This window comes from Streptomyces sp. B5E4 (genome assembly GCF_039871555.1).
In the GTDB taxonomy this organism is placed as follows: domain Bacteria; phylum Actinomycetota; class Actinomycetes; order Streptomycetales; family Streptomycetaceae; genus Streptomyces.
Window position 1 is genome coordinate 62191 of the sequence record NZ_JBDPMI010000028.1, and the last position, 13112, is coordinate 75302.

Consider the following 13112-nt stretch of genomic DNA (forward strand, 5'->3'; position numbering starts at 1 on the left):
GCGGAGGTGGCCGCCCGTGCCGACACCCGCTGTCCTCACCCCGGCCGCGCGCGGCGCGGTGCGCGGCGAGCTGCTCGCGCGCGCCGACCGCGCGCCCGACGCGCTCGCGCTCTTCGCCGAGGTGTCGGCGCAGTTGCGCCGGCTGCTGCCGTACGACGCCGCCGTCTGGCGCGCCACCGATCCGGCGACCGGGCTGATGACCGCGCCCGTCCGCACCGAGAACACCGACAAGCGCGGCTGCTGGGACTACTGGGAGTGCGAGCTGTTCGACGAGCGGGTCAACCGCTTCGCGGATCTCGCGCGGGCCCGGGTGCCGGTCGCGGCGCTGCGCGCGTCGACGGGCGGGGAGCCGGAGCGGGCGGCGATCTACCGGCAGTTCCTGCGGCCCCGGGGGCTGCACGACGAGCTGCGGGCGGTGCTGCGGGTGGGCGGCCGGCCGCAGGGGCACCTCAGTCTGTTCCGGGCGCGCGGGCGGGCGCCGTTCAGCGCGGCGGAGGAGCGGGTGGTCGCGGGGCTGACGACGCCGCTGGCGCGGCGGCTGCGCTCGTACGCGGAGCCGGCGGCCGCGGGTAGGGACAGAGGGGTGGAGGAGTCCGTACGGAACGGGGAGTTCCGCGGCGGCGGCGAGCCCGGCCTGCTCCTCTTCGACGCCGACGCCCGTCTCGTCTCGGCCAACACCGCCGCCCGCCGTCACCTCGCCGCGCTCCCCCCGGGACCGGCGCGGGCGTCGGCGCTGGGCCTCGCGGTGCCGGCGTGGCTGCACGGGGTGGTGCTCCAGGCCCGCGCCGCGACGGCGGCAGCGGCGGCGGAGGAACCGGCGACGGCGGGCACCGCGGCCGGCGCTCCGGCGACGGCGGGCACGGCCGAGCCGACGCACCCGGCCGACCGGACCCCGGCGGCGACGGGCGCCGCGCCCCGCATCCGTCTGCGTACCGCCGCCGGACGGTGGCTGACCTGCCACGCCTCCTGCCTCCACGGCGCCGACGGCGCCCCCCAGTCCACCGCCGTCGTCATCGAACCCGCGGCCGCCGCCGAGATCGCCCCGCTCCTCGCCGACGCCTACGAACTGACCGCCCGCGAGCTGGAGATCACCCAGCTCCTCGCCCGCGGCCTGGCCACCGAGGGCATCGCCGCCGAGCTGTTCCTCTCCCCGCACACCGTCCGCGACCACATCAAGGCGGTCTTCGACAAGACCGGCGTCTCCACCCGCGGCGCGCTCGTCGGCAAGCTCTTCCTGGAGCACTACGAGCCGGTCGCCGCGGCCGGAACGCTGCGCACCCGGCCGTGACCTCCGCGGGGCAGGACGTACGGTGCAGATCGTGGGCGTAGATCGAGAGAGCCGGGTCCCGGACCAGGCCGGGCCGCGGCTGCGGCCGCCGCAGCACCGGGTGGACCGCCGGGCGGTCGCCTGGTGGCGTACGCAACTGCTGCTGGCGGCGGCCGTGCCGGTCGCGGTGCTGGGCGGGCTGGGCGCGCTGATCGGTCCTGCCAGGTTCTGGCTGCTGGCGGCGGGCACGGGGGTGGCCGCGGCGGGGCTGGCGGTGGGCCTGGGGCTGCCGCGGTGGTACTACCGCGTGCACCGGTGGGAGGTCACGGACGACGCGGTGTACGTCCGTAGCGGCTACTTCTGGGTCGACTCCCGGATCGCGCCGATGTCGCGGATCCAGACGGTCGACACCGAACGGGGGCCGCTGCAGCGGGCGTTCGGGCTGGCGGCGGTGACGGTGACGACCGCGTCGGCGAAGGGCGCGCTGCGGATCGAGGCGCTGGACCACGAGGAGGCGGCGGAGCTGGCGGAGCGGTTGGCGCTGGCGACGCAGAAGACGCCGGGGGACGCGACGTGACGGACGCGGCCACAGGTACGGGGGCGGGCGCGCCCGCAGGGCGCACCGCGCCGCCCGCCGGCGCACCGGACCCGCCGCCCGCGGCCCCGCGCACGCAGGCCCCGGCCCCGCGCACCCCGGCCCCCGACACCGGCGACACGACCGACACCACCGTGGCCGTCACCGCCACCGACGCCCCGGCGCCACCGGACGCCGCATCCGACTGGCGCCGCCTCGACCGCCGTTCCCTCCTCGTCACCGCCCAGCTCCTCCTCGGCGCCGCCTTCGGCGCCGGTGTCCCGGTCGGTGCCGGGCTCGCCGCGCACCTCGACTTCCGTGCCGCCGTGGCCTGGGTGCTGGCCGGGTGCGTGCTGCTCCTCGGCGGCGGGCTCGCCGTGGACGTGCTGCGGCTGCGCCACACCCGCTACCGCGTGGGCGCCGAGCGCGTCGAGCTGCGTACCGGCGTGCTGTTCACCAACCGGCGCTCCCTCCCCCGCGACCGGATCCGCACCGTCGACCTCACCGCGCACCCCCTCCTCCGTCTCCTCGGGCTGGTCAAGGTCCGTATCGGCACCGGCGACCAGAGCGCCGCCGGCGAGTCCGCGCTGCAACTGATGCCGGTGCGGCGCGCGGAGGGCGAGTCGCTGCGCCGCGCCCTCCTGCGCCGGGAGACGGGGGCGGCACCGGCCGGCGACGACCCCCGGCTCGCCGCCCTCTCCCCCGGCTGGATCCGCTACGCACCCCTCTCGTTCCTCACGCCCCTCCTCGCGCTCACCGGCTGGGGCGCGGTGATGCAGGTCAGCCAGTGGTTCGGCGCGGAGGAGACGGTGGTCGACTGGGTACGGGACACCTTCAGCCCGCTGCCCGCGCTGTGGACGGTGCTGGCCCTGGGGTCGATCGCGCTGGTGACCGGGTTCGTGGGTTCGCTCGGGCTGTGGACCGAGATGTGGTGGAGCTACCGGCTGGAGCGCGAGCCGGACGGCACGCTGCGCGTCCGCCGCGGGCTGCTGACCACCCGGTCGATATCGCTGGAGGAGGCGCGGCTGCGCGGCGTCGACGTCGTCGAGCCGCTGGGGGTACGGCTGTCGGGCGCGGCCCGGGTGGAGGCGATCGCGACCGGCCTGTCCCGCAGGGACGGCGAGGACGACGACCTCAACGCCCTGCTGCCCGCCGCCCCGCGCGCCGTCGTCGACGACGTGACGGCCCGGGTGCTCCGCGCGCCCGTCGCGCTGACCCGGCCGGAGCTGGCCCCGCACCCGCGGGCCGCGCTGGCGCGCCGGCTGCGGTGGTCGCTGGGCGCGGCGCTGGTGCCCGTGGCGGTGCTGGGCGTGCTGGGCGCGGCGCTGTCGGTACGGGGGCTGCTGTACGCGGCGGCGGTGACGGCGGCGGTGCTCCTGCCGGCGGCGGCGCTGCTGGCGCGGGACGCGTACCGGAGCCTGGGGCACGGGCTCGCGGGGCCGTATCTGGTCGTACGCAGCGGCACCCTGCGGCGCTCCACGGTGGCGCTGCGGCGGGACGGGGTGGTCGGCTGGACGGTGCGGCAGTCGCTGTTCCAGCGGCGGGCGGGGCTGGTGACGCTGCGGGCGACGACGGCGGCGGGGGCGCAGGCGTACGCGGCGTACGACGTGGGGGAGGCGCAGGGGCTGCGGTTCGCGGAGGAGGCGGTGCCGGAGCTGCTGACGCCGTTCCTGGTGAGGGCGGACGACGCGGACGGCCGGGGCCCGACTCCCGTAACCGCCGGGGGAGATGCGCGGTGAGCGGTCTTGTCCAGACCAGTGGAGTCGCGTGCGGACTTGGGGGGCCATGCCCCCTTGACCGCAACCCGACAGCCGCTAAGGTCTAGACCAACAGCCGGTCGCCGAGCCGCAGTCGACGGCGCGCACCACAGCGCGCGGACGGCGAGCCGCTGGACCACCCGTGGCCACCTGCGCGTCCTCCCATGTCACGCGAGCCCAGGAGTTGACATGCACACGAAACGAAGACTGGCGGCAGTGGTCGGTGCGGCAGTCGCCCCCGTCCTGGCCGTGAGCCTCCCCGCCCCCTCCGCCGGCGCACACGGCTGGGTCACGTCCCCGTCGAGCCGGCAGGACCAGTGCGCGCAGGGCATCGTGAACTGCGGGCAGATCACGTACGAGCCGCAGAGCGTCGAGGGCCCGAAGGGCCTGACGAGTTGCAGCGGCGGCAACGGGCAGTTCGCCGAGCTGGACGACAACGGCAAGGGCTGGCGCGTCAACGGGGTCGGCAGCTCGACCACGTTCAGCTGGCACCTCACCGCGCGCCACCGCACCAGCACCTGGCAGTACTTCATCGGTGGCACGAAGATCGCCGAGTTCAACGACGGCGGCGCCCAGCCCGCCGCCGACGTGTACCACAACGTGAACTTCGGCAACTTCAGCGGCAAGCAGAAGGTCCTCGCCGTGTGGAACGTCTACGACACGCCCATGGCCTTCTACTCCTGCATCGACGTCAACATCGGCGGCGGCAGCGACCCGGGCCCCGGCCCCGGTCAGTGCGCCGCGACGCCCTGGAGCGCGGGCTCCGTCTACAACGGCGGCAACACGGTCACCCACAACGGCCACACCTGGCGCGCCAAGTGGTGGACCCAGGGCGAGACGCCCGGCGGCGGCAGCGGCGTGTGGGAGGACCTCGGCCCCTGCGCGTAACCGCCCCGACGCACCCGTAAGGACCGCGCCCCGCCACCGCGAACGGCCCCCGGTGGCGGGGCGCACCGGCGCGCGCGGCCCGTACCCCTCGGCCCGGTGGCGGAAGCCGCCTCAGCCGTCGGACGGTCTGTCCCGCGCGTACACCGTCACCTCGTGCCCCATGAACGTCTGCTCCCGCCGGGGCGCGAACCCCAGCCGCTCCGCCACCCGCACCGACGCCGTGTTCGCCGGGCGGATCAAGGAGATGAAGTACTCGTCCGCCAGCGTCGCGAACCCCCAGTCCAGACACGCGCCGGCGGCCTCCGTCGCGTAGCCGTGGCCCCAGGACTCCGCCGCCAGGGTCCAGCCGAGTTCGACCTCGTCCAGCTCTTCCCAGTAGTTCAGCCCCACCCGGCCGATGAACTCCCCGCTGGACTTCAGCTCGACGGCACACAGCCCGTGCCCCCGTTCCGCCCACTGCCGTTCGATCGTGACCAGCCGCTCCCGCGCCTGCTCGGGCGAGTACGCGCCCACGAACCTGTTCACCCGCTCATCGGCGTGCAGCGTCACGAACGCGTCGGCATCCTGCGTCGTCAACGGTCGCAGCAAGAGCCGTTCGGTCTCGATCATCCCGCCAGGCTAACCCCGCCCCCGCCGCACCACAGCGGTCACCACCAGCGCCGTGTACCCCATGACGAACCTGCCCCCAGGCCCTCGGCCGCCGCCTTGGCGGCGCCCGCGACCGGGTCGATCCCGTGCCAGGTCTGGCCCGCGACGACCGTGTCGAAGCGGCGGCCCGCCGGGTCCCAGTCCTCGAACCGGGCGACGTGGACGTCCAGCCCGCCCCTCGCGCGCGTACGCGGCCATGCGGGCGTCGACGCCCAGGCCACGGAAGGTCATCGCCGCGGTCGTCGCCCCCGTGGCCGTCCCCGTCGGAGAAGTCCGGGCCGACTCCCCCGTCCCGCCGGACGACTCCCCCCTGTAGAGTGGCCCTCGCCGTGTTCGTCCACGGACGGAGAAGAGAGAGGGAGGTGAGGTTGATGACCGCGCTCAAGGCCACCGTGCGCAGTGCCCGGGTCTCCCTCACGTCCCGGGCCGTGGCCTGACCTCTCTCCCACCCCGCCCACGCCGGGAGCGTGAGCCCGCGGGGCGTCCACACGAACACGACCATCGAAACGGATCCATATCCCTCATGGGCATCACGGGCAACACCTGGATCACGCGTGCCGAGACGCGCGCCGACATCCCCGTCATCCGCGAGATCACCCTCGCCGCCTTCGGCCGGGCGCACGAGGCCGACATCGTCGACAAGCTGCGTGCCGACGAGTCCGCCTGGATCGAGGGCCTGTCCCTCGTCGTCACGGACCCGGACGCGGACCTCGACGACACCGACGCCGCCCTCGGGCACATCCTGCTCACCCGCGGCCACATCGGCGACACCCCCGCGCTCTGCCTCGGACCCGTCTCCGTGCGGCCTGAGCGGCAGCGTGACGGGGTGGGTTCCGTGGCCGTACGGGCCGCGCTCGCGGCGGCAGCCGCGCGGGGCGAGCGGTACGTCGTCCTCGTCGGACACCCGGAGTACTACCCGCGGTTCGGTTTCACGCGGGCGTCCGCGTACGGCATCCGGCTCTCCGTCGAGGCGCCGGACGAGGCGGTGATGGCCCTCGCGCTCGACGAGGCCCACCCGCTGCCCGGCGGCATGATCCGCTGGCCGGCGGCGTTCGGTATCTGATCACCACCGGTACGGGGCGCGCGGCCCGCGCGCGCCCCGTACCACCACCGACGCCGCTCAGGCGGGCCTGCGCGCCTCGAAGAGCGTCCGCGAGCTGTGCGCGACGAACGGGCCCTGCGCCCCGATCAGTTCGTGCATCTCGCGCAGCCTCGGCCGGTACGCCGCGACGGTGAAGCCCGGCACCATCCAGATCACCTTCCGCAGGAAGTACGCGACCGCGCCCACGTCGTGGAACTCCATCCGCAGCCGCTCGGTCCGCACGTCCACGATCTCCAGCCCGGCCGCCTCCGCCGCCGCGCGCTCCCGCTCCGGGTCGCGGCCCCGCCGCGTCTCCTCCGGCTGCGGCCCGAGGAAGTACTCGACCAGCTCGAAGACGCTCGCGGGACCGACGTGTTGGGCGAAGTACGTGCCGCCGGGCCGCAGGACGCGGGCGATCTCCCCGAAGTACGGCCTGACCGGGTGCCGGCTGACCACCAGGTCGAACGCGCCGTCCGCGAACGGCAGCGGGGGCTCCTCCGGGGCGGCGACGACGACGGTGCCGAGGGGGTGCAGCAGGGCCGTGGCCTTGGCGACGTTCGGCGGCCACGCCTCGGTGGCCACGGACAGCGCCGGCCGCACCGGCACCCCGGCGAGCACTTCGCCGCCGCCGGTCTGGATGTCCAGCGACGCGCTCGCGGCGGCCATGCGGGCACCCATGGCGCGCTGGTATCCCCAGGAGGGCCGCGCCTCGGTGGCGCGGCCGTGGAACCAGGAGAAGTCCCAGCCCTCGGTGGGGGTCACGGCGGCTTCGTCGAGGAGGCGGTCGAACTCGGGGCCGTCGGCGGGATCGGAGGTCATGGGGTGATCGTCGCAAAGAGGGGGTGACGGGAGCGACCGGATAAGAGCGCCGCCGCACCCGCCGGAACGCACTGCGTACGCTTCGCGGCATGGGCGACACGGGCGGGCTGCGCGCACGCAAGAAGCGGCAGATGTACGAGCGGCTGTCGGACACGGCCATCCGGCTCTTCCTGGAGAAGGGCTACGAGCAGGTGACCGTCGCCGACGTCGCGGCCGCCGTCGACGTCTCCAAGCCGACGCTCTTCCGGTACTTCCCGGCCAAGGAGGACCTGGTCCTGCACCGGCTGGCGGACCACGCGGGCGAGGCCGGCAGGGTGGTCGGTGAGCGCGGGACCGGACGCTCGCCGCTGGACGCGCTGCGCCGCCACTTCCTCGCCGGGCTCGCCCGGCGCGACCCGGTGACCGGCCTGAACGACGACGCCGACGTGCTCGCCTTCCACCGGCTGCTGTACGGAACGCCGTCGCTGGTGGCCCGCCTGCACGCGCACACGGAACGGGACGAGGCCGCCCTCGCCGACTCCCTCGGCAGGGAGATCGGCGGCGGGGCCGGTGGCGGGACCGGCCCCGGTGTACGGGCGCGGCTGGCCGCCGGGCAGATCGTCGCCGTGCAGCGCGTCCTCGCGCAGGAGAACTGGCGTCAGATCACCGCGGGGCACCGGGCCGACGCGCTCTACACCGAGGCCGTGGCCACCGCCGAAGCGGCGTTCGCCCAGCTCGGCGCGGGACTGCCGGACCTCGCCGGAACCTCGACCGAAACCAAGTAAAAAATGTTACTCGGTTGCATTATCGTGGAGGCATGCCACGCTCCGACTCCGTACTCGATGACGCCCTGATCCGGGAACGCGCCTACCACGACTCCTGCCGAGCGGCGCTGAAGGCCATGATCGACGGTGCGCAGGAGCAGGTGGTCGCCGGCGAGGACGCCTCCGCCTCCGGTGCCGACGCCGAGGTGCTCGGGCACCGGCTGCGCAGCCGGGCCAAGGAGTTCCGGGAGCTGCCCGAGGGCCCGCTCTTCTTCGGGCGCCTCGACTTCGCCCGCGACATCGCGGCCGCGGGTGACCACGTCGGGCAGACCTACTACATCGGCCGGCTGCGCATCGCCCGCGATCCCGCCGCCCCGCCCCTGGTGGTCGACTGGCGGGCGCCCGTGGCACGCGCCTTCTACCAGGCGAGCGCCCGCGCCCCCCAAGGCGTCGCCGTCCGGCGCCGGTTCGGCTGGGCGCCGACGGGGCGGGGCGACTCCGGCGACCTGACCGGCCTGGAGGACGAACACCTCCGTAAGGGCGAAAGCCTGGATACGCGTGAGGGCGGAACCCCGGAGAGCAGCATCGTCGCCGGCGAGATCGAGCGTCCCCGCGTCGGGCCCATGCGCGACATCGCCGCCACCATCCAGCCCGAGCAGGACGACCTCGTACGCGCCGGCCTCACCGCCTCCCTCTGCGTCCAGGGCGCACCCGGCACGGGCAAGACGGCCGTCGGGCTGCACCGCGCCGCGTACCTCCTCTACACCTATCCGCAGCGCATCCAGCGCGGCGGCATGCTGATCCTCGGCCCCAACCGCGCGTTCCTCGCCTACATTTCGGCGGTCCTGCCGGCGCTCGGCGAGACCGGCGTGCGGCAGTCCACCCTCGACGACGAGATCGCCCGCCACCCCGCCACGGCTCAGGACGGCGACGCCGCCGCCCTCGTCAAGCACGACGTCCGCATGGCGGAGGTGCTGCGCCGCGCGCTCTACGCGCACGTCCGGACGGAGGTACGGCAGTCACTGGTGCTGCCGGACGGTTCGTACCGCCGGCGGGTGCCCGCCGACGAGCTGGAGAAGATCGTCCGCGGCGTACGGGCCGAGCAACCCCTCTACGCCGTGGGGCGCGAGCGCGTCCGGGCGCGCGTCGTCGAGGCCGTCCGGCAGCAGGCCGAGCGCCGGGGCGGGCCCCGTACCCGGACCTGGGTGCAGAAGATCTCCCGGGCGCGCCCGGTCACCGCGCTGGTGAACGCCGTCTGGCCCGCCGTGCGGCCCGAGGAGGTCCTCGCCGGGCTGCTCGCCGCCCCGGACACCCTCGCCGCCGCGGCCGACGGCGTACTCGACGCGGCGGAGCAGCGGGCGCTCCGCTGGCCGAGGGCCCCGCGCTCGCCCCGGTCGGCGCGCTGGTCCGCGGCCGACCTCGTCCTCCTCGACGAACTCGCCGGGCTGATCGAACGCCCCGCCGGCTACGGGCACGTGGTGGTCGACGAGGCGCAGGACCTCTCCCCCATGCAGTGCCGCGCCATCGCCCGCCGCTCCCCCTCCGGCTCCGTCACCGTCCTCGGCGACCTCGCCCAGGGCACCACCCCCTGGGCTGCCCGCGACTGGCCCCCTTTCCTCGCCCACCTCGGCAAGCCGGACGCCGTCGTCACCGCACTCACCAGCGGCTTCCGCATCCCCGGCGCCGTCGCCGCGCTCGCCGACCGGCTGCTGGCCCACCTCGACACCGACGTACCGCCCGCGCGGTCCCTGCGCCGCGACGGAGAGGTGTCCGTCGAAGCCGCCCGCGACACGACCGCCGCGGCCCTGGCCGCCGTCAGGACGGCGCTGGAGCACGCGGGTTCCGTCGGCGTCATCGCGGCCGACCACGAGGCGGACCGCCTGCGCCGCGCACTCCTCGCGGCCGGGCACCCGGTCTCCGGTACGGCCGACGCCCCCGGCGCCCGGCTCACGGTCGTGCCGGCCTCACGTGCCAAGGGGCTGGAGTACGACCACGTCGTCCTGGTCGAGCCCGCGGCCATCGTCCGCGCCGAGCCCCGCGGCCTGAACCGCCTCTACGTGGCCCTCACCCGCGCGGTCTCCCGCCTGCACATCGTGCACTGCGCACCGCTGCCGCCCGGCATCCGCCCCTGAAACACCGCATTCGAACCCCGACTCCCCACGCACGGGCGGGAGTTCGGAACGCCGTGCGCGTCACTCGCTTTCCAAGGTCTGCCTCGGGTATGCATGCCGCAGCGCACTCCGGCGTGACAAATTGTCGTTACGCCGAAGTTCACCCTGCCGTGGCGACGGCGCGGAACCATGGGGCCGGCTACCGCCGGGCCCTCGCGGCACACCGCTCGAAGCAGGAGGCTCGCCGTGCACACCAACGAAATGGGGGTCTTCGGGGTCTCCCCCGCGGAGGAGCAGCTTTACCGGCATTTCCTCCGGAACCCCGATTCGCCCTCCGAAGGCGTCCACGTGAAGCTCGGCATCGCCCGGCATGACATGGAAGAGGCCCTCACCCGCCTGATCGGGCTGCGGCTGCTCAGACCCGGGGATCGGCCGGGGTGGTTCGTCCCCGTCGATCCGGAGCAGGTCGTGGCGCGGCTCACCGAGATGCGGCTGCGCGAGATGTATCAGGAGATCCAGCGGCTCACCCAGAGCCGGCAGGTGCTGACGACGCTCCGCGCGGAGACCTCGGCCCCGGCGGACACGGGCCAGGCGGGCGCCTACGGCGGTGAGCACGGTGTGGAGGAGATCGACGACCGGCAGGACCTCAGCAACCGGATGGAGGAGCTGGTCTTCTTCGCCCGGGAGGAGATCGCCTCCGTCGAGCCCGGCTTCCACCTGATGAGCGAGGCGGTGCTGAAGCGGCGCGCGGTGGAGTGGCGGGCGCTGAAGCGCGGGGTGCGGCGGCGGCTGGTGCTGCCCGCGGACACGCTGCGGCATCCGCGGGTCTCCGGGCACGTACGGGAGTTGCTGGCCCGGGGCGGCGAGGTGCGGGTGGTCGAGGAGATCTCGGACCAGCTCGCGGTGTACGACGGGCGGGTGGCCCTCATGCCCAAGGACCCGAAGAACCTCGACGAGGGCGCGCTGCTGGTACGGGGACGGGGGCTGGTCAGCACGCTGTCGGGACTCTTCGAGAAGGTGTGGGAGCAGGCCGAGGACGTCTCCGTCGAGCTGCGCGAGTCCGCGGAGCCGGAGCCGGAGCTGTCGGAGGCGGAGCTGCGGGTGCTGCGGATGATGTGCGAGGTGGGCAAGGACGAGACGGGGGCCCGGGATCTGGGTGTCTCCGTCCGTACGTACCGCAGGCACATCGCCGACGTGCTGCGGATCCTCGGCGCCTCCACGCGAGCGCAGGCGGCGCTGCTTGCCCGCGAGCGCGGCTGGGTGTGACCCCGGTCAGTTCTCCACGGACCAGCCCGCGCACGACCGGTGCGTCAGCGCGTCGCCCGCCACCGTCACCGCCCCCACCTCCGGCACCGCCAGCCGCAGCCTGATCCGCTCCGACTCCACCCGCAGACCGTGCGGCAGATGGGCCCGCAGCAGCCACAGCAGCCGGACCGCGGTCGTCTCCGCGGGCGGGGCGTCGAAGTCCTGGCGCACGAACGCCACCTCGACCGACCCGCCGCCGCTCATCGGGCCGCCCGGGCGGGATCGTCCGGTGTACGCGCCCGCAGCGCCCGCCGCGCCGCCGCCGTCAGCGCCTCGATGCCGGTCTCCAGCGCCGGCCGCAGGTCCGGCGCGAACCGCGGCGAGTGGTTCCCCGGCACCTGGACGCCCGTGCGGGCCGCTTCGCGGCGGGCCGACGCGGACACGGTGCCCAGCATCCAGTAGGCGAGCCGGACGCCGGGGGCCCCGTGCACCTCCGCGCCGGCGGGCCCGTACCAGGCGAAGTCCTCCGCCGCGGTGGCCGGTTGCCAGCGCAGCACGCGGGCGCCGCCCAGCGCCGCGACGTGGGCGTCTCTCAGCTCCCCCGTCAGCCCCGCGTCCGCCAGCAGGGTCCGCGAACGGGCCCGTACCGTCACCTCCGGCGCCCGCGGCGCCCCCGCCGCCTCCGCCTCGCCGGCCAGCACCCGGCGGACGCCCGCCAGCAGCCGGTCCAGGGTGCCCTCGTCGAACGCCCGCAGGCTGATGCCCAGTTCCGCGCGGTCCGGGATGACGTTCGCCTCCGTACCGGCCCGCAGCCGGCCCACGGTCAGCACGGCCTGCTCCGCGGGGGCCCGTTCGCGGGCGACCAGCGCCTGGAGCCGCAGCACGGCCGCCGCCGCCGACACCACCGGGTCCACCGTCAGGTGCGGCGCCCCGGCGTGGCCGCCGGTGCCGTGCAGCACCGCGTCGAGGGCGACCGTGCCGGCCAGCAGCGGGGCGCCGTCCGTGTGGGCGACGGCCCCGGCGGGCAGCGGGGCGGTGTGCTGGGCGAGGACCGCGTCGGGCGGTCCCGTGAGGTCGTAGAGCCCGGCCCGCAGCATCGCCAGCGCACCGTCGAGCGTCTCCTCGGCCGGCTGTCCGACGACCGCCACCGTGCCGCGCCAGCCGCCGGTGTCCTGCGCGAGCAGCCGGGCGGTGCCGGCGAGCGCGGCGAGGTGCACGTCATGGCCGCAGGCGTGGGAGACACCGGGTACGGTGCTGGCGTAGCGCAGGCCGCTGTCCTCCGTCACGGGCAGCGCGTCGAGTTCGGCGCGCAGCAGCACGGTCGGGCCCTCGCCGCGGCGCAGCAGGCCGACGACGCCGTGGCCGCCGACGCCGCGGGTGACGGCGTAGCCGTCGGCGGCGAGCCGGTCGGCGAGGACGCCCGCGGTGCGTTCCTCGGCCCCGGACGGCTCGGGGTGGAGATGGACGTCGAGACAGCACTCGACGGCAGACCGCAGAACGTCCGCGGGTACGGTCATGCGCGCCACGCTCCTCTTCCGGGCGACCCCAGCCTGCCCGATGACGTGATCAGTACGGACTCAGTCCCCTGTCGCCGGGTGACAGCGAAGTGACAGCGAAACGCGGGCGGCGGTGGCAGCGGCCGTCGCTTGAATGGCCGGAACAACCAACGGACCCGCCGGTAACACGCACGGCGGGCCCACCCCTCACGGATGAAGGAGTTCCCATGGCTGACAAGGCGCTCTCCACCCTTGCCGACGAGATCCTGGAGCTGGAGTCGGAGACCTTCGAGATCTCGGACTACTCGGACCAGGCCGAGGTCGTCCTCGCCGGTTCGACCTCCTGCTCCTCCACCTCGACCTGCTCCAGCACCACCAGCACCACCTCGTGCAGCGCCTGACGATCCGTCGGTGACGCCGCGCCCAGAGCAGCCCTCACGGGACGGACTCGCTCCTCCCGCGAGGGCTGCGGTGCGCGGTGGT

General features: G+C 75.1%; 13 protein-coding genes and 1 pseudogene. 9 read left to right on the plus strand and 5 right to left on the minus strand.

The features are described 5' to 3' along the window. Window positions 1–16 precede the first annotated feature (16 nt). The 4 genes from ABGA99_RS28535 to ABGA99_RS28550 all read left to right on the plus strand — a co-directional run bounded on the left by ABGA99_RS28535 (window position 17) and on the right by ABGA99_RS28550 (window position 4486). Window positions 17–1288 (plus strand): helix-turn-helix transcriptional regulator, encoded by a 1272-nt coding sequence (locus tag ABGA99_RS28535; protein WP_347575043.1) that lies wholly within the window; start codon window positions 17–19, stop codon window positions 1286–1288. Between the two features lie 22 nt (window positions 1289–1310). After that, window positions 1311–1844 carry a PH domain-containing protein gene (locus ABGA99_RS28540; protein ID WP_347575042.1) on the plus strand — a complete coding sequence of 178 codons (534 nt, stop codon included), beginning with the start codon at window positions 1311–1313 and terminating at the stop codon, window positions 1842–1844. Beyond that, window positions 1841–3580, plus strand: coding sequence for a PH domain-containing protein (locus ABGA99_RS28545; RefSeq protein WP_347583725.1), 1740 nt, complete (start codon window positions 1841–1843; stop codon window positions 3578–3580). Before ABGA99_RS28540 ends, ABGA99_RS28545 begins: the two co-directional genes overlap by 4 nt. A gap of 207 nt (window positions 3581–3787) precedes the next feature. Next, window positions 3788–4486 carry a lytic polysaccharide monooxygenase gene (locus ABGA99_RS28550; protein WP_347583726.1) on the plus strand — a complete coding sequence of 233 codons (699 nt, stop codon included), beginning with the start codon at window positions 3788–3790 and terminating at the stop codon, window positions 4484–4486. Window positions 4487–4597: 111 nt separating this feature from the next. Here ABGA99_RS28550 and ABGA99_RS28555 read toward each other — a convergent pair whose 3' ends face one another. Further along, window positions 4598–5095, minus strand: coding sequence for a GNAT family N-acetyltransferase (locus ABGA99_RS28555; protein WP_347583727.1), 498 nt, complete (start codon window positions 5093–5095; stop codon window positions 4598–4600). Window positions 5096–5164: 69 nt separating this feature from the next. Next, window positions 5165–5353: pseudogene (locus ABGA99_RS28560) on the minus strand (SAM-dependent methyltransferase); the annotation flags it as partial. Window positions 5354–5657: 304 nt separating this feature from the next. Between ABGA99_RS28560 and ABGA99_RS28565 the strand changes: the two are divergent. Beyond that, the gene (locus tag ABGA99_RS28565; protein WP_347575038.1) at window positions 5658–6197 is read left to right on the plus strand and encodes an N-acetyltransferase; all 540 of its coding nucleotides are present in this window, start codon (window positions 5658–5660) and stop codon (window positions 6195–6197) included. A 57-nt stretch (window positions 6198–6254) separates the two neighbouring features. On the opposite strand, the gene ABGA99_RS28570 is transcribed toward ABGA99_RS28565, so the two are convergent. Beyond that, the gene (locus tag ABGA99_RS28570; RefSeq protein WP_347575037.1) at window positions 6255–7034 is read right to left on the minus strand and encodes a class I SAM-dependent methyltransferase; all 780 of its coding nucleotides are present in this window, start codon (window positions 7032–7034) and stop codon (window positions 6255–6257) included. 89 nt (window positions 7035–7123) lie between these two features. Here ABGA99_RS28570 and ABGA99_RS28575 point away from each other — a divergent pair, with 89 nt between their 5' ends. From ABGA99_RS28575 to ABGA99_RS28585, 3 genes are all read left to right on the plus strand, one after another. After that, on the plus strand, window positions 7124–7798 hold the full coding sequence (locus ABGA99_RS28575) for a TetR/AcrR family transcriptional regulator (protein WP_347575036.1): 675 nt from the start codon (window positions 7124–7126) through the stop codon (window positions 7796–7798). 32 nt (window positions 7799–7830) lie between these two features. Further along, window positions 7831–9909 (plus strand): ATP-binding domain-containing protein, encoded by a 2079-nt coding sequence (locus ABGA99_RS28580; RefSeq protein ID WP_347575035.1) that lies wholly within the window; start codon window positions 7831–7833, stop codon window positions 9907–9909. Window positions 9910–10134: 225 nt separating this feature from the next. Continuing rightward, entirely contained in the window at window positions 10135–11154 is a 1020-nt protein-coding gene (locus tag ABGA99_RS28585; protein ID WP_347575034.1) for a hypothetical protein, read from the plus strand. A 6-nt stretch (window positions 11155–11160) separates the two neighbouring features. Here the strand turns inward: ABGA99_RS28585 and ABGA99_RS28590 are convergent, their stop codons facing one another. Together ABGA99_RS28590 and ABGA99_RS28595 are read right to left on the minus strand one after the other, a co-directional pair. Further along, window positions 11161–11397: a hypothetical protein gene (locus tag ABGA99_RS28590; protein ID WP_347575033.1), complete on the minus strand. Its 237-nt coding sequence runs from the start codon at window positions 11395–11397 to the stop codon at window positions 11161–11163. Next, window positions 11394–12650, minus strand: coding sequence for an amidohydrolase (locus ABGA99_RS28595; protein WP_347583728.1), 1257 nt, complete (start codon window positions 12648–12650; stop codon window positions 11394–11396). Before ABGA99_RS28595 ends, ABGA99_RS28590 begins: the two co-directional genes overlap by 4 nt. A 206-nt stretch (window positions 12651–12856) precedes the next feature. On the opposite strand from ABGA99_RS28595, the gene ABGA99_RS28600 reads away from it, so the two are divergent. Then, window positions 12857–13030 (plus strand): thiazolylpeptide-type bacteriocin, encoded by a 174-nt coding sequence (locus ABGA99_RS28600; protein WP_018840305.1) that lies wholly within the window; start codon window positions 12857–12859, stop codon window positions 13028–13030. Window positions 13031–13112: the final 82 nt, after the last annotated feature.

Bases quoted from the DNA above. Each gene is read 5' to 3' on its own strand.
- ABGA99_RS28550 (WP_347583726.1), top strand. From the start codon at position 3,788: ATGCACACGAAACGAAGACTGGCGGCAGTGGTCGGTGCGGCAGTCGCC.
- ABGA99_RS28595 (WP_347583728.1), bottom strand. From the start codon at position 12,650: ATGACCGTACCCGCGGACGTTCTGCGGTCTGCCGTCGAGTGCTGTCTC.
- ABGA99_RS28570 (WP_347575037.1), bottom strand. From the start codon at position 7,034: ATGACCTCCGATCCCGCCGACGGCCCCGAGTTCGACCGCCTCCTCGAC.
- ABGA99_RS28590 (WP_347575033.1), bottom strand. From the start codon at position 11,397: ATGAGCGGCGGCGGGTCGGTCGAGGTGGCGTTCGTGCGCCAGGACTTC.
- ABGA99_RS28565 (WP_347575038.1), top strand. From the start codon at position 5,658: ATGGGCATCACGGGCAACACCTGGATCACGCGTGCCGAGACGCGCGCC.
- ABGA99_RS28575 (WP_347575036.1), top strand. From the start codon at position 7,124: ATGGGCGACACGGGCGGGCTGCGCGCACGCAAGAAGCGGCAGATGTAC.
- ABGA99_RS28600 (WP_018840305.1), top strand. From the start codon at position 12,857: ATGGCTGACAAGGCGCTCTCCACCCTTGCCGACGAGATCCTGGAGCTG.
- ABGA99_RS28555 (WP_347583727.1), bottom strand. From the start codon at position 5,095: ATGATCGAGACCGAACGGCTCTTGCTGCGACCGTTGACGACGCAGGAT.
- ABGA99_RS28580 (WP_347575035.1), top strand. From the start codon at position 7,831: ATGCCACGCTCCGACTCCGTACTCGATGACGCCCTGATCCGGGAACGC.